This is a genomic window from Mycobacterium sp. KBS0706, assembly GCF_005938675.2.
Classification (GTDB): Bacteria; Pseudomonadota; Alphaproteobacteria; order DSM-16000; family Inquilinaceae; genus Inquilinus.
Genome location: NZ_VCCH02000028.1, coordinates 73,197 through 88,931 on the forward strand (window position 1 = coordinate 73,197; position 15,735 = coordinate 88,931).

A 15,735-nucleotide genomic window follows, 5' to 3' on the forward strand; every position below is an offset into this window, starting at 1 on the left:
CAAGGAGGTCTTCGCAGAGTCGTTGGGAGACTACTACGGCCGCGTCCAACGATTGTTCCGGGCAATCGCTAAAGGCGAGCGGTCTCTCGGGATTCCTCCCTATAACGGCGGCCTTTTCGACGGTTCGCGCACTCCCATCTTGGAGCGTATCGAACTTCCTGATGCCGTATTCGCACCAGTTGTGGACGCCTTGTCGCGCCACAGCCAAGGCTCAGGAAAGCGCTGGATCAACTACCGCGATCTCTCTGTGCAGCAACTCGGTTCGATCTATGAGGGACTGCTTGAGTTTGAGCCAACAATCGAAGGCGGTAAGGTCGCGATCAAACCCAATGTGTTCGCTCGAAGAGGTAGCGGCAGCTATTACACACCTGAATCCCTGGTGTCCCTGATCATCGAGCGCACGGTCGGTCCACTCATCGACGAACGACGGGAGAGATTTTCGACCAAGGCGGCCGAGATGGCCAATAGCAGCAAAAGCAACTCACCTCGGCTGGAGGACCTCACTGCGCTGGACCCGGCCAGCGCCATCCTCGACCTCCGGATCTGTGACCCCGCGATGGGGAGCGGGCACTTCCTCGTATCGTTGGTTGACTACCTCGCTGACCGCATTCTCGAAGCTATTGCCGAAGCAAAGGCGTCGGTCCCATGGACGGATTACCAGTCGCCATTGGTCGATCGAATCGCTGCATTGAGGGACCGCATCACCTCACAGGCAGCAGCCAACGCTTGGGTGGTTGAAGAAGGCCAGCTGGACGACCGACTAATCGTCCGCAGGCTCATCTTGAAGCGGGTGATCCATGGTGTGGATCTCAATCCGATGGCGGTTGAGTTGGCGAAGGTGTCGCTTTGGCTGCATACCTTTACCGTCGGTGCGCCGCTATCATTTCTCAATCACCACCTGCGCTGCGGGAATTCGCTCTACGGGGAGCAGGTTCGGCCAGTGATGGACGAACTTTCAAAGCGCTTCAATTTGCTGATCAATCGGTACGTCACCAGGGCCCGCAAGGCAGCTGAGGGGATGCGCCGAATCGAGGACCTGTCTGACGTCGACATCGGTGAGGTGCAATCCTCCGCGGCGGCGTTCACCCAAGTAGTGGACGACACGCGTCCTCTAGAGGCGCTGCTCGACCTGCGCCAGGCTCTACGCTGGCTGGGCGTCGATCGCCTTTCCAAGAAGCGACTCCATCCCGCTGTTGCGTCGCTGTTCGACGGGTCCCTTGGCGATCTGCTTGCAATAGCCACCGGCCGGCTACGGCTCGCCGACGACGGTGCGCAGCCCGACCTTACCGGCGGCCAGAGCGCCCGAAGCACCACGATCTCCAAGGCTGAAGTTATTTCCGCGGCGGCTCGCCTCGTGGGCCGCGCCAGCGAGATAATTCAAGAACAGCGCTTTCTCCACTGGCAGGTTGCCTTCCCTGACATCTGGGACAATTGGAACAGCATTAACGGATCTGGAGGCTTCGATGCTGTGATCGGCAATCCACCGTGGGACCGAATGAAGCTCCAGGAGGTCGAATGGTTTGCGGCTCGCCGACCAGGGATTGCTCTTGCTCAGACTGCGGCGGAGCGCAAGAAGATGATCACCGCTTTATTCGATTCTAGTGATCCTCTCACTAAAGATTACGAGCACGCTCAGCGTACGGCTGAATCAGCCGCGCGAGTAGCCCGCACGCAGGGAAACTATCCCCAACTCTCCGGCGGCGATATCAACATCTATTCCTTATTCATCGAGCGCGCCCAAAGCCTTATTCGTCCTACCGGTATGGTTGGTCTCATTGTACCATCAGGTATTGCGTCTGATCTTGGTTCTGCCGGCTTCTTTCGCTCGATTGCCGCCAGCGGCCGCCTCTCGGCACTGTATGATTTTTTTAACAAGCGCAGTAATGGAGAATTACACTTCCCGGATGTTTATTATCGGTTTAAGTTTTCAATATACATTGCAGGTGGCGTGGAACGACATTTTAGATCCAGCATACTTGGTTTCCACCTGCGGGACGTAGAAGATACCTTTGATGCGGATCGATGCTTTCCTCTGACCTCGTCAGACTTCACCCGCGTTAACCCCAACACCGGAACAGCGCCGATCTTCTCATCGGCTCGCGACGCGCGACTGAACGCGGAGATCTATCAGAGGCAATCTGTGTTGGTCGATCGTACCGGAGCTGCGCCCCTAAAAGCGTGGCCACTGCGATATACAACCATGTTCCATATGACCAATGACTCGAATCTCTTCCGGACACAGGCTCAGCTCGTTGAGGAGGGCTTCTACCGGACAGAGGCCAACACCTGGAAGCGTGGAACGGACGAATATCTTGCGCTGTACGAAGGGAAGATGGTGCAGGCCTATGACCATCGCGCTGCGGGCGTGCTGGTCAAGGACGACAACATCCATCGCCCGGGCCAGCCACTCCCTGCCACATTAGGGCAGCACTCTGACGTCTCATGGTCCCCAGCTCCGCAGTTTTGGGTGCCCAAGGGCGCGATCAATTGGTCGAGTGACGTTGATTGGGCAATCGCATTCAAAGACGTAACGTCGACCACGAATGCACGAACGATGATCGCTGCTATTGTACCTAAGACAGGTGCGGGCAATACCTTGCCGCTGCTTATGCCAGACCCATTATCGGAGGCAGAGTACAAGGAGAATGCTTCTCTGGTCGTTGCAAACCTCAATTCCTTTGCCTACGACTATCTTGCCAGACAGAAAGTACAAGGGCAGCACTTGAACTGGTACATTGTGGAGCAGCTGGCTGTTGTCCATCCCAATGCCTATTCTATAACTATCGGCAACAGAACTGCCGCAGAGATCGTTCGGCGCGAGGTATTGAAGCTGACCTACGTCTCCCGCGATATGGTCGTCTTCGCTTGCGACCAAGGCTACAATGGACCGCCTTTCAGGTGGGATGAGGAAGAGAGACGCCACAGCCGAGCCCGCCTTGATGCGTTGTTCTTCCTACTATACGGACTAGAGCGCGCGGCAGCTTCCTATATCCTCGACACTTTCCCTATTGTCCGCGAACAGGATACCGGAAACTACGGTCGGTATTACTCGAAAGATCTGATTCTTGGGTACATGGCTGCATTCGCTGCCGGAGACTCCGATACTCGGATTGCGGCGTGAACTGCACTCCAGGTGGACACATGCGATTCACGTTTCTGCATGCGGCCGATCTGCACCTCGGCAGCCCACTGACGGGCCTCGGCCTCAAGGATCCGGAGGTCGCCCGGCGCTTCGCCTCGGCGAGCCGCGAGGCCTTCTCCGATCTCGTGACCCGGGCGATTGAGGTGGAGGTCGCCTTCGTCGTCGTCGCCGGCGACGTCTATGACGGCGAGTGGCGCGATACGTCGATCGGCCTGTTCTTTAACCGCGAGGTAGCGCGGCTCGACCGGGCCGGCATTCCGCTGTTCCTGCTGAAGGGCAACCACGACGCCGAGAGCGTCGTGACCAAGACCATCTCGCTGCCCGATTGCGTCTCGGAGTTCCCGACCGGCCGGGCCGGGACGTTCCGGATCGAGAATCTGAAGGTCGCTCTGCATGGCCGCGGCTTCCCCGACCGCACCGTTCCCGAGAACTACGCCCTGGGCTACCCCGACCCGCTGCCCGGCTGGGTCAATATCGGCGTGCTGCACACCTCCTGCGACGGCCGGCCGGGCCATGCGGTCTACGCCCCCTGCACCGTCCAGGACCTGGCCTCGCGCGGCTACCAGTACTGGGCGCTGGGTCACGTCCACGAATATGAGGAGCTGTCGCGCGATCCCTGGATCGTCTACCCGGGCAATCTGCAGGGCCGCAGCGTCCGGGAATGCGGCCCGAAAGGCGCCGTCCTGGTCGACGTCGCCGACGGCCACATCGCCGGGACCAGGCGCTTGGCCCTCGACCGGGCCCGCTGGGCCGTCGCCGCCATCGATTTGACCGGCGTCGAGGATGAGGCCGGCGCCCTGCGGCGGATCGAGGAGGCCATCGCGCCGGAGGCCGCGGCGGCCGAGGGGCGGCTGCTGGCCCTGCGCGTCCGTCTGACCGGCAGCACGCCGCTGCATCGCCGGCTGACGGCCGATCCGGACCGGATGGCCGACGAGGTCCAGGCCGCCGCCAACCGGATCCACGAGGATATCTGGCTCGAACGCCTGCGGATCGAGACGGTGGATACCCACCCCGCGGCCGACGACGCCCTGGCCGCGCTCGATCTCTCCGCTCTCCTCGGGGACCTGGAGCAGGATCCGCAGTTCCAGGCGCGGGCGGCCGAGCTGGTCGCCACCATCACGGGCAAGCTGCCGGGCGGGATCGCGGGCGACGGGCCACCCCTCGCCTCGGATCTGGGCGCGCTTCTGAACGAGGCGCGGGCGATGCTGGTCGCCCGGGCGGCAGCCGGCGCGGCGCGCTGACCGATGCGACTGCTGCGACTGGACCTCGACCGGTACGGGCCCTTCACCAGGCGGACGCTGAGCTTCCCGCCGGGGGCGAGGCTGCACGTCGTCCATGGCCCGAACGAGGCGGGCAAGAGCTGCGCCCTGGCCGCCATCACCGACCTGCTGTTCGGCATCGAGCGGCAGACCCGCTACGATTTCCTGCACGAGGGCAAGGAGCTGCGGATCGGCGCCGAGATAATCGGCCGGGATGGCGGCCGTCTCACCTTCCGCCGGCGCAAGGGCAACAAGAACACGCTGCTGGGGCCTGACGACAGCCCGCTCGCGGACGACGCCCTGCTGCCCTATCTTGGCGGCCTGACGCGCGACGTGTTCTGCCGCGCCTTCGGGCTCAACGCGGAAACCCTGCGCCGTGGTGCCGAGGACATGTTGCGCAGCGACGGCGAGGCCGGCGCCAGCCTGTTCGCCGCCGCCTCCGGCCTGCGGGGCTTGAGCGACCTGCGGCGGAGCCTGGAGGACGAGGCGAACACCATCTTCGCCCCCCGCGCGTCGAAGGACCGCCGCTTCTACCAGGCGCTCGATCGCTTCGAAGACGCGCGCAAGGCAATCCGCGAACGCGAGCTGAGGGCCGGCGACTGGAAGGCGCTCAACGAGTCGATCGGCAGCCTCGCCACCCGTCTCGGCGACATCAGGGCGCAGCGGAACGGGATCGCCGCGGCGCGATCGCAGCTGGCGCGGCTGAAACGCGTCGGCCCGCTGATGCGGCTGCTCGACGAGCATCTCGTCCGGCTCGACGCCTTCGCCGACCTGCCGCAGCTTGCTCGAGGCACTGCCGAAGCGCTGCGCGACAGCCTCGACGCCGTCACCCAGGCCGCGGAGGGGCTGCGGCGGGCGGAGGCGGACCTGGCCACGGCGCAGCAGGACCTCGACGGCATCGTCGTGGACGAGGCCCTGACCGTTGCGGCCGACCAGGTGGTGCAGATCTTCGGCGAGAGCGGCGGCCATGCCGCAAGCCGGCGCGACCTGCCCCGCATCCAGGCGGAGCTCGACGATCTGGAGCGGACCCTGGCCATGCTGGCCGGCCGTCTCGGCCAGGAGCCCGGCGCGATCCAGACAGTCCAGCCGAGCGACGCGGCGCAGGCGCAGCTGCAGCGCCTGATTGCCGACGGCCGGAGCTTGGCGGAGACACGCCGCGGGCAACGGGCCGCGATCGAGCGCGAGACGGCCACCCTCGCCGAGCTCCAGCGTCAACAGGCCGAACAGGGGGGCCTCAGCGACCCGCGGCCGCTGCAGCAGCGGCTTGCCGCGATCGAACCGGTCCTGCAGCAGCTCGACCGCCGGGCCGAGCTCGACCGGGAGATCCGGACCGAGCGCCGGAGCCTGGCGGAGGCGGGCGGCCCGGCTGCTGCCGCCGATCACGGATCTCGATGCTGTCGCGTCCGCGCCTCGCCCGGGGGCGGAGGCGATCGGACGGCATCGCGTCATCCAGGACGACCTGGCCGCGCAGGAACGGCGCGAGCGGGATCAGATCGCCGCTACGGCAACGACGATCACCGCCATCGAGGCGAAGCTCGAGGCCCTTGCAACGAGCCGGCCGGTGCCGTCGGTGGAGCGCATCGCAGCCCTTCGGCGGGAGCGTGATCAGCTGTGGGAGCGATTGCGCGGAGCCCTGTTCGGAGAGCCCGGCGCTCCGCAGGGCGGCACGCTCGCGGGCATGGTCGCCCGCTTCGAGCGCCTGGCAGCCGAGGCCGACCAGTTGTCGGATGAGGCACGGGCCGATGCGGCCCGCGTGGGCGAGCATGCGGTCGAGACCCGGAATCTGGTCCAGGCCCGGCAGCAAGCCGCGGCGGCGCAAGACCGCCTGGCCGCCGTGGAGACGCGCCGGCGCGAGGCGGCAGAGGAATGGCGGGGCCTGTGGATCGGCCTCGCGGTCACGCCCGGCACGCCGGCCGAGATGACCGCGTGGGTGGCGGCGGTGGAGACCTTGCTGCAGCGCCGCGACGCCGTCGAGGCACAGCAGGACAGGGTGGCCGTGATCGATCGGATGGTGGACGACGTGTTGCCCACCCTGCAGGCGATTGCCGCGGCGTCCGGCCTGTCTGCTCTCGACCCGCTGGAGCCGAGCTTGGTCGCGGCCCGGCTGCGCCAGCATCTCGAGGCGCTGGCGAATGGCTGGGACAAGGCGCGGGGCCTGGCGACGCGGATCGAGGACGGCCGGCACCGCATCGAAGAGCTTCGCGCCGCGGAGATCGAGACGGCGGCCGGACTCGAGGCCTGGACCGCCCTCTGGGCCGAGTCCGCACCGAGCATCGGCCAGGCCTCGTCCGCCTCGATCGACGGGGCGGAGGCGGCGCTGGCGGTCTGGCGCGAAGTGCCCGCAACCCTCCGGGAGCTCGACAATCGCGCCCGGCGCGTGGCCGGCCTGCGCCGCGATATCGCGGATTTCGAGCGGCGCGCCGGCGACCTGATCGCCCGCCTGGCGCCCGATCTCGCGCCCCTGCCGGCGGATGCCGCGGTTACCGTCCTGCACGAGCGCGTCACGGCGGCGAGAGGCGCGGCCAGCCGGCGTGCTGCCGCGATCGAGCATCTGGACCGGGCGGATCGCGCCTGCGCCGATGCCCGGCGCGCCCTGGCCGAGGCGGAGCAGAGCCGCGACGAGCTCGCCTCCGACCTGCCGCCGGGCCTCGACCTCGGCATTGTGCTTGCCCGCTGGACGGAGCGGGACAGCCTGGTCACCGCGATCGCCGAGCAGCGGACGCAGCTTGTCCTGCAATCGGATGGGCTGGACGAAGCCTCGCTGCGGGCCGCCCTGGCCGAGTTCGATGCCGATACGGCCGAGGCGCGTCTGCAGGACTTCGCCCAGGCGGATGAGGCCCTGGACCATGCCGCCCAGGAGACCTTCGCCGAGCAGGATCGGGCGCTGCGTCGCCGTGCCGAGCTGGAGCTGGGTGTCGGCGCCGAGGTCGCGGCGCAGCAGCGGCGGAATGCGGAAGCCGAATTGGTCGAGGCGGCCCGCAATTGGGCGGTGCGCAAGATCGGAGCGCTGATGATCGGCGCCGCCGTCGAGCGCCACAGGGCCGGCCAGGAGGATCCGCTCCTGGCCCGGGCCGGAGCGCTGTTCGCGATGCTGACCGGCAGCGCCTATGATGGCGTGGTCCAGGACTACGATGACGGTGACACGCCGCGCCTGGTCGGACGCCGGCCCGATGGCCGGACCATCTCGATCCAGGACATGAGCGAGGGCACCCGGGACCAGCTGTACCTGGGGCTGCGCCTGGCCTATCTCGATGCCTACGCCAATCGGGCGGAGCCGGCACCGTTCGTCGTCGACGACATCTTCGCCAGCTTCGACGAGGCGCGGACGGCACATGGCCTGAAGGCATTGGCGGCGATTTCCGACAGGGTGCAGATGGTGGTGTTCACGCATCACCAGCACGTGGTGGATGCGGCCGCCCGGACGCTTGGAGACGAGCTGGCGGTGCTTTCACTCGGCTGATCGCCGGCAATCGATTATCGTCCAATCCCGCGCCTTAAGAATGTCGAGCTCCCCATCTGCGAAGGCATCCCACCGCATCGCCAGGCACAAGAGATGGGTCGGCCGCGTCATCGCGACATAGTGCAGCTTCAAACGCCCGAGCATGCGAGCGCCCTCGACGACCGGCTTGCCCTTCCTGTTGACCGTCGAGCCCCCCGTCTTCTGGCCGAGCAGCCAAGGTTTCAGCTCGCTCAGATGATGGTCATAATAATAGCTATCGAGCACCAGTGTCGCCGTGTGCGTCTCGGGATGACGACATAGAACGGGCAGAAAACCACGCTAAGAGGACAAACCGGGAACGGCTCTGCGCTCGCACGTTCAGAACTGCGTCAGATCTTAGCAATACCCGCCCCGGTGCCGGAACTCACGCCGGAGCCGGTTTCAGAAAACACATCGATCACCTCATAGCCGGACTGCTCGACGACGCGAATAGCTCATACTCCTCCCGGTCACAGGACCGCTCCGCCATCAGGACCCGCCAAAAAGTTGCGGCTCGCTGTCCCTTGTCGCGACCACCCGATTGACGGCCCCGGCCAAAACCGGTGATCGTAGGCGATCCTGGGGAGCTGATATGAACACAACCCATAGACTCGACCTTATAACCAACAGTATTTCCTATTTTCGAGAGGCAGTAAAGTACGCGCAACAAGAGGCGCCCGATACGAATCATTGGAAGTTCGCCATTATCCACGTGGTCCAAGCAATGGAACTCGCCTTCAAAGAATACTTGAGGCGTATCCATCCGGCCTTTGTGTTTGAATCCATCGACAAACCGGACAAAGCACTCAGCCTGAGAGGGGCCCTGGCGCGCATTCGCAGCCCAGCGATTGGGAAGGTCGCAATATCGGAAAAGGAAAAAGGCAAAATTGAGAAGGCATTGGATCTTAGGAACGCTTTGACCCATTACGAGTTTGACCATGAGCGTGAACACACAGAGCTCAAGTTTGCCGAGATATTCGCGTTTATGATATTTTTCTACAAGACACATCTGAAGATAGAGGCGGCACAGTTCATTGAGGAGGAGCAGTATCAAAGGATCTTCAAGCTCGTAAAGGCTCGTACGGAGCTTTTGGCAAATGCCAAAGGGTACCTATCCCTTGCTGACGTGGGAGAGGTATGGATGTGTAGAGATTGCTTCGAGGATACATTCGTTGTCTCCGAAGCGCAATGCTGCTTCTGTCACTACAGAGAAGAAGTTGCTGAGTGTGAGTTCTGTGGTGAAAATACATTGGCTTCGGATGTGATCGAAACGGGAGATCTTTTTGACTGGGATTATGACGAAGGCAGGTCGATTTTGCTGAACGATTATGGCCTTCCACACTCTGCTTGCCGAGAATGCATCTCCGCCGTGAGGCAGAAGGTCGAAGACCTGCGTCGAGCGAAGCTTTACGAGGATCTATCCAGGGAACTCTTAACATGAGCCGTACTGAGCTCGCGGTGGTATGCGGTCGCTTCGCATGATCCCCGGCAGCGCGCCGGAGGACGAGGCGCGGCACCCCAATCTTAGCTACGCTGACCCATCCATCCGGGACGCAATGACTCCGATCTCATCCGAGGTGAGTCGATTTGCCGCCCAACCCTCCGCGAACCGAACACTCGCCGACCTCGGGAGTTTGGATTCGGGTAGATCGCGAATTTTGACTTTCGCCGGCAGCGACGCGCCCTCGCCAACGAAAAGGGCCTCCTGCTGAGCAAGGGTGGGCAAGGCCCGCGTCATGCCCGACAAACCGTCGGGCAGGAACTTTGCAACGTGCGACTGGTCGGCAGCGTTTGTCAGGCGTAGGACAAGCCAGGTGCCACATTGAGAAATCACAGTGCTCTCAACATCGGCGGGGCGCTGGCTTACTAGCATGAGGCCGACGCCATATTTTCGTCCCTCGCGGGCGATCCGCCGCACGGCCGATTGCGCTGCGGCATACTCTGCTTCGCCCTTATCAGGCACGTACCTGTGCGCCTCCTCACACACCAGAAGAATGGGATCGCGCTGGCGTTCACCGTGCGTCTGATAGAGCTTGTACTGAAACAGCAAACGAGCAATGACGGCGGCCAACGGGCCGGCCACTTCGTTTGGCAGACCAGAAATGTCAATAATTCGTAGGTCCCGATTGTCGCCAGGCGCACCCGGTGCATCGCCGACAAATTGTGCAATCAGGCCGCCAAGTGGCGTATCGGAAGAATCCCAATCATTCATGAGAAAGCGGATGCGGGGGTCCCGACGGAGGACGGCCACTTTGTCCAAAATCGACTTGAATCCCTTGGCGAAGTCCGACTCCGTTACGCGCTCCATTTTCCCGCCTTTTGGACGGGCGGCTTGGACGAAGGCAATATGGTTGGTAAACTCCGCTAGCGAAAAGGGACGAGGCTTATCTCGATCGAACTCCGCAAGCTTTGATGCTTCGACCCCAGCTTTGGGCCTCGGCTCATCATGTGCCGAACCGTCCGTTGGAGCACTCCAATCATAAGAGGACGGTGCTGGATCAACCAAGCCGACACTCACCATTCTGGCGTGAGTTAGCGCCTTGTAGACGATATTGTGCTGCGACGTTGCCTCAAACTCTGTCTTTCCGCTGACAAGCAGGCGAAACTCTTCGGCGGACATGAGCCAATACGGCAGCTTGATCGGCGTCCCCCCGGTTTCGTCCGTTCCGATCGGGTCGTATGCACGGTAAACGACTGCGCGCGTGCCGAAAGCACGTCCGTACTCTCCGTGGGGATCAATGATAACGATCCTGGGTCGGCACACCGCACCCACAGTGGGATGGTGATCAAGAACGCTGTGTAGTATCGCCGCAACCGCACCGGATTTTCCGGAACCCGTTGAACCAAGGACCGCACAATGGAGGCTGAACATCTTGTCGATATTGGCTCGGCATTGCGCGGAATCGGCGCCGACATAGGTCGCAAACGGTACCAGGGGATCGGCCCCGTCTTTCCTTTGGCCCTCGGCGGACTTGTATAATAGTCCCGCCTCGTCGCGCGTGAGCAGATACACGCTCTGGCGCGGCAATGGATAGGTCGAGACCCCACGAGTGAACGAGAGTTGATTTTCGCTCGAATTCCAGACGCCCTCGGCGAACAGCTCGATTTCCATGACCCGCTGATCGGCGTCGGCCGGGATAGGCGTCGCCATCTCAATAAGCTCCTCCGATCGCATCCGCAAAAGCGTCACGAATCCGAAGACGAGACGACGGCCGAAATGAACCTTCACAACGCTACCAATCTGCCCGATTGGGTATACACGCCCTCCGTAGCTTCGGGTGAGCTCAGATACGTCACCAGACAGCTCGACTTTGACGGTCGATCCCGAGACTTCAACAATGGTTCCCACCTTGAGGTCTGCGGCGGATTCAAATGGTGTGGTCACAGGCTTCCCTCCGCGCCGTCGCGGAGGATTTTTGTCACCCCCTCAAACGTCCACCAGTTATGAGCCTTTCCGTCCCCAGGCGCATGAAATGGCCCCTGATTTCCGACATAGAGACCGGCCTCAGTCACAACATAAACCCTGGAGCCCCATTGGGACCCTTTCCAGCGTTCCAGGCAATCAGCCAGTCCTGTGCCTTGCTTTATGAAGGCAACCAAGGTCGTCCGGCTATCCGCGCTCGCCATACAGAGCTCGATTTCCTGATTGATATGGTCATCACCAAAACTGTAGCCGCACACTGCCAAAACATTGTCCTCACCGCCGGAAATCGCGCGGCGAAACAGGTCGAATTGCGCGGCAAACGGATCCCTTTGCGTTGCAGCGTATTTAGTCGCCTGTGGGTGGATAAGTATTCTCCCCCTGCGCGCAGGGTAAAAGTCTAGATCTCGGACCCGCCAGACCTTCCCTTCTACGCCAAGGTGCCAATCAATTGAGCCGTGGAGTTTTACGACGCACGCGCGGATTCCTGTCTTCGGCTCGTCTTGGCCGAAGCGATGCGACCGAAATGCGATTGCGCCGCCCGAGAAGCCATCCCAGTAGGGTATGTGCGCCAAGGCGATGGCGTCCTCAATGAGTGTATCATAGTTGGTCGTAAAGATGCGTACCGGGCGTCGTCGGTCTTGTAGCCCGGCCTGCGCCGTATTGAACAGCGCCGCCACGAAAGCACTATGCTCATCTATGCGGGTCAAAGCATTCGAAGGTGCGCCAATCTCCTCAGCTTTTCCGTTGGCAGCGGGAATGTAACCCCATCGGATCGTCGTTGCGATCCAGCCCAAAATCGCTTCATGGGCGTCAGTGATCTGTTTGTGAGTATATGTCACCGTGTCTATCTGCGCGGTGTTCGCGCGAGACCGTTCCGCCAGCGCCGCGTAGTCGCCCAAATGGCTCAAAAGATGCTCAATGTGCGAGCTATCCGGCAGCTCGGTCCGGACAGCCTTGATCAGGGGCTCGTGGGGGGAACCGACCGCCATTGCATTGATGCGGGACGTGAGCGCGTACATGAGTGGAATTCGTGCCCCATAGCTTACGCCCGCCCCAAGCAACCAGGCCAGGCAGGGCGATGCCAAATGCCGATCAAGCTGTTCGAGCCAGTCATTATCTTGATCAGTCATGCGTTCTCCGATAATGGGTTCTAGTCGTTAGGTCAGATCGATTGGAAATCGGCTGCGTGCCAATCGGTTGTTGTCGGATCGGCTGCTTGAGCCGAAGAAAGTCCGCACCGCAGTTTTCCCTGGTCCTCGTACCTGTCGCGAAGCAATCGCTTGTCGGTGGCGGTGACCGCAGTGAATTCGGCCCGCCACTCACTTCAAACGTCGCGTCAGACTGCGTTGCGGCTGCGATTCATTGCAGGCAGGTCTGTTGCGGCGGCCCTGTCGTTCGACAGATGCGCAATTACGTCTCCACGGTGAGACGGCTTGCTTCGTCGCTTGTTGCGGGAATGGGAGCTGCTGTGCCGCTTTGTGCCATTAAACACCCCAATATGCGGGCGCTGATATCAGAAGCGCGAGATCAAGCAATGCAGCTTGAATATCGCTTAAATCGTGCCACGGCAATGTCGGACGGTGCTATTTCCGAATCTTTCGCGATGGAGCCACTGATGGGAGAGGACCTTCCCTACTTGTCGGCAAGAAGCCTCCCGGTGAAATTCCCCGTCCACAGACTCTCGTGCCGGCGGTAGATCCGGGCCGCCGCGTAGCTCTTCCAGCTCCCGTGCTCCATGGCCTGCTCGAACGGGACGCCGAGCCTGTCCGCCGCGGTCATCATCCCGGCGCGCAGGCTGTGCGCCGAAAACTCCCCCGCGTCGACGCCGGTGCGGGCGATCGCGCGCTTGACCAGCCGGGCGATCGTCGCCGGGTCGACCGGCAACATGCGGCCGTCGGCGCCGGCCACGAGATTGCCGCCGCGGTCGAGCCGGCAGAACAGGGCGCCGGGCGCATCGCCGCGGACCTCGAGCCAGCGCCGCAGGGCGGTGACGACGCAGAGCGCCGAGCCGAGCACCGCCTCGATCCCGACCTCGGCGCCGTGGCGTTCCTGGTCGTTTTTCGAACGGCCGACGTACAGCACCAGCCCCTCGGCGGTGAAGCTGACGTCCCGCAAGTCGAAGGCGGAGAGTTCCGAGCGACGGAAACCGCCGGCGAATCCGGTCAGCAGCAGCGCCATGTCCCGCAGGGCCCGGCGCCCCTCCCCTGCCCCGCCGGTGAGGTCGGTGCCGGCCAGGCCGGGATGCGCGTCCGGGGTCAGCACCAGGGAGGCGGCGCGCAGGTTCGGCTCGAGCAGCGCCGCTTTGCGCACTGGCCGGGCGCCCTTGGTCCGGCGCAGGCCCTTGAAGAACGCCTCGAACTCGGCGTCATCGAGCTGCAGCGGCCGCTTCAGCCGCTTGCGGATCGCCACGACCGCGGCGCGGCGCAGCAGTATGGTGTTCAGCGAGCGCTTTTCCGAGAGGGCGGTCAGGTGCATGACCAACCAGCGCTCGTCCGCCGCGGCCGCCGCGTTCTCCCCCGTCGGGTCGAGGCCGAAGCCGAGGCACCAGTCGCTCCAGGCGCGCCACGCCTTGCCGTAGGCGATGCGCGTGTTTTCGGAGAGCGAGGCCTCGACCAGCTGGTCGGCCTTCTGCGCCAGCGCCTTGATCTCGGCGATCTTCGCCTCGCTCAGGGCCACCGGCCCCGCCGGCGGCGTCCACGGCATCGCCGCGGGCATTTGGACCACGGCATCCTCGATCACGTCGGTCATGGCCGCAATGCGCGCAGCTGGGCCAGCGCCGCCGCCTCCTCTCCCCAGATCCGGACGATGGCAGCCGCGATCGCCGCCAGCGCTCCTGCGGCAAGCGCCTGGCGAAGCCGGTCGCCATCGGCGTGGTCACGCAAAGGGCGCTCCGGATGGTGGCCATACGGTCTCATGGCTTGGCCGATGCAGCCGTCGTCTCGTCGGCAGCGCGACTGCCGCTCCGGGTGGCGCGGCGGCTCGGCTCGGCTTGCAGCATCGCCGCCGCGGCGCCGTTGGCCAGGGTCACGATAGCGACGGCGGCGGCCGCCGCCTGCACCGCCAGGGCGCCTCGGGTGCCGGGCGGGCAGAGCCGCAGCACCCGGCGGCCGCGGGCGTCGCGAATCACCGTGGCGATCGTCCGGTCATCCGGGCCGAAGCAGGCCGGCGCATCCGCCTCCGTCCGCCACGGTGTCTCGGTCGCGTCCCTGCTGGTCGGCACGATCCTCTCCGCTGTGCTGCCGGCGCCGGCGGCGCCCCCGTGCCGACGATTCTACCCGATCCGTGCCGTGCAACAAGCTGTCCAATGCGCGATAACTGCCCCTATCGCGCGTTGATTGGCTGGCGCGGCGACCGGAGCGTCCGCTTTCACCCGAAGCGGTCATTCAGCGGCTTCGGTCCCAACTTCCGCTTTCCGCCCTTCCCGGACGGACTGCCTGGACGGATCGCGTCGAAAGCCGCCGCAGGAGGAGCCTTCCCTTGATGCTCGCACAGGCGCCGTCAGAACGGGATCAATGGCGATCCGTCCTCAGGGTGCCGAGTCCGCTTTCGGGCGAGATTCGATGCCGGAGATGTCCGCTCCGGAGAGGCCTGCAGCGCCTGCGGTGGTCCGCTATGGGCCGGAGCGCACCCCGGAGGAAGGTCAGCATGGTGAAAGCGTTAGTGCCCGTCCGTTCAACGGCCGTTTGACGGCCTCACGCAGCCTGTCCGCCAACCTGCGTTGACGATGGCTTTCCGGACAAGTAGTTTGCCGGACGGGTTTCCGGACGAGAGGCGCGAGGGATGGCAGCGATCGGCTACGCAAGGGTCTCGACGACCGACCAGGACTTGGCGTTGCAGATCGACGCCCTCGCAAAGGTCGGCTGCGCCCGGGTGTTCGAGGACAAGGCATCCGGCGCCAAGACCGACCGACCAGGTCTGACGGCGGCTCTGGCCTTCGCGCGGGAGGGCGACGTGCTGGTGGTGTGGAAGCTGGACCGTCTCGGTCGCTCGCTTCCGCACCTGATCGAGACCGTGAACGCCTTGGAGGCTCGCGGCGTCGGCTTCCGCTCTCTGACGGAGGCAATCGACACCACCACGCCCGGCGGTCGGCTCATCTTCCACATCTTCGGCGCCCTCGGGCAGTTCGAGCGCGATCTCATTCGCGAACGGACCCGAGCCGGCCTAGACGCCGCCGTCGCCCGCGGTCGACGGGGCGGAAGGAGGCCAGTTGTGACTAAGGAGAAGCTTCGCCGCGCCAGAACGCTAATCGCCCAGGGCCTCACGGTCCGCGAGGCTGCGGCACGGATCAAGGTGGGCAAGACCGCTTTGTATGCGGCGCTCGGCGAAACAATCTCGGACGTTTCTGATCAACCGATCTGAAGGTTCTTCCTATGTTCTGACGAACCGGACAATCTGATCACTTCCGTGTCGTGACCCCATCAGCCGGCGGAAC

At 63.7% G+C, this 15,735-nt stretch carries 12 protein-coding genes; 6 read left to right on the plus strand and 6 right to left on the minus strand.

Annotated elements, in window-relative coordinates:
* Positions 1-556: 556 nt before the first annotated feature.
* From FFK22_RS44780 to FFK22_RS17085, 4 genes are read left to right on the plus strand one after another with little or no spacing between them, the layout of a single operon-like run.
* Complete coding sequence (locus FFK22_RS44780) at positions 557-3,121, plus strand: Eco57I restriction-modification methylase domain-containing protein (protein WP_373683749.1); 2,565 nt, start codon at positions 557-559, stop codon at positions 3,119-3,121.
* Positions 3,122-3,141: 20 nt separating this feature from the next.
* Positions 3,142-4,383, plus strand: a complete 1,242-nt coding sequence (locus FFK22_RS17075) for a DNA repair exonuclease (protein ID WP_143956835.1) — start codon at positions 3,142-3,144, stop codon at positions 4,381-4,383.
* 3 nt (positions 4,384-4,386) lie between these two features.
* A complete protein-coding gene (locus FFK22_RS17080; protein WP_143956836.1) occupies positions 4,387-6,006 on the plus strand; it encodes a YhaN family protein in 1,620 nt (539 codons plus the stop codon).
* Entirely contained in the window at positions 5,963-7,861 is a 1,899-nt protein-coding gene (locus FFK22_RS17085; RefSeq protein WP_143956837.1) for a hypothetical protein, read from the plus strand. The genes FFK22_RS17080 and FFK22_RS17085 overlap by 44 nt, the downstream gene beginning before the upstream one ends.
* Here FFK22_RS17085 and FFK22_RS17090 read toward each other — a convergent pair.
* Positions 7,850-8,125 (minus strand): hypothetical protein, encoded by a 276-nt coding sequence (locus FFK22_RS17090; RefSeq protein WP_221938653.1) that lies wholly within the window; start codon positions 8,123-8,125, stop codon positions 7,850-7,852. The genes FFK22_RS17085 and FFK22_RS17090 overlap by 12 nt on opposite strands.
* A gap of 346 nt (positions 8,126-8,471) precedes the next feature.
* Between FFK22_RS17090 and FFK22_RS17095 the strand changes: the two genes are divergently transcribed.
* Complete coding sequence (locus FFK22_RS17095; protein WP_138893321.1) at positions 8,472-9,320, plus strand: hypothetical protein; 849 nt, start codon at positions 8,472-8,474, stop codon at positions 9,318-9,320.
* Between the two features lie 87 nt (positions 9,321-9,407).
* Here FFK22_RS17095 and FFK22_RS17100 read toward each other — a convergent pair whose 3' ends face one another.
* From FFK22_RS17100 to FFK22_RS17115, 5 genes are all read right to left on the minus strand, one after another.
* A complete protein-coding gene (locus tag FFK22_RS17100; RefSeq protein WP_138893322.1) occupies positions 9,408-11,264 on the minus strand; it encodes an ATP-binding protein in 1,857 nt (618 codons plus the stop codon).
* Entirely contained in the window at positions 11,261-12,433 is a 1,173-nt protein-coding gene (locus FFK22_RS17105; protein ID WP_138893323.1) for an SIR2 family protein, read from the minus strand. Before FFK22_RS17105 ends, FFK22_RS17100 begins: the two co-directional genes overlap by 4 nt.
* Positions 12,434-12,935: 502 nt before the next feature.
* A complete protein-coding gene (locus FFK22_RS17110; RefSeq protein WP_138893324.1) occupies positions 12,936-14,051 on the minus strand; it encodes a tyrosine-type recombinase/integrase in 1,116 nt (371 codons plus the stop codon).
* Positions 14,048-14,185: a hypothetical protein gene (locus FFK22_RS43030; RefSeq protein WP_186002513.1), complete on the minus strand. Its 138-nt coding sequence runs from the start codon at positions 14,183-14,185 to the stop codon at positions 14,048-14,050. The genes FFK22_RS17110 and FFK22_RS43030 overlap by 4 nt, the downstream gene beginning before the upstream one ends.
* 29 nt (positions 14,186-14,214) lie before the next feature.
* Positions 14,215-14,523: a hypothetical protein gene (locus FFK22_RS17115; protein WP_138893325.1), complete on the minus strand. Its 309-nt coding sequence runs from the start codon at positions 14,521-14,523 to the stop codon at positions 14,215-14,217.
* A gap of 560 nt (positions 14,524-15,083) precedes the next feature.
* Between FFK22_RS17115 and FFK22_RS17120 the strand changes: the two genes are divergently transcribed.
* Positions 15,084-15,662: a recombinase family protein gene (locus FFK22_RS17120; RefSeq protein WP_138893326.1), complete on the plus strand. Its 579-nt coding sequence runs from the start codon at positions 15,084-15,086 to the stop codon at positions 15,660-15,662.
* The last annotated feature ends 73 nt before the right edge of the window (positions 15,663-15,735 follow it).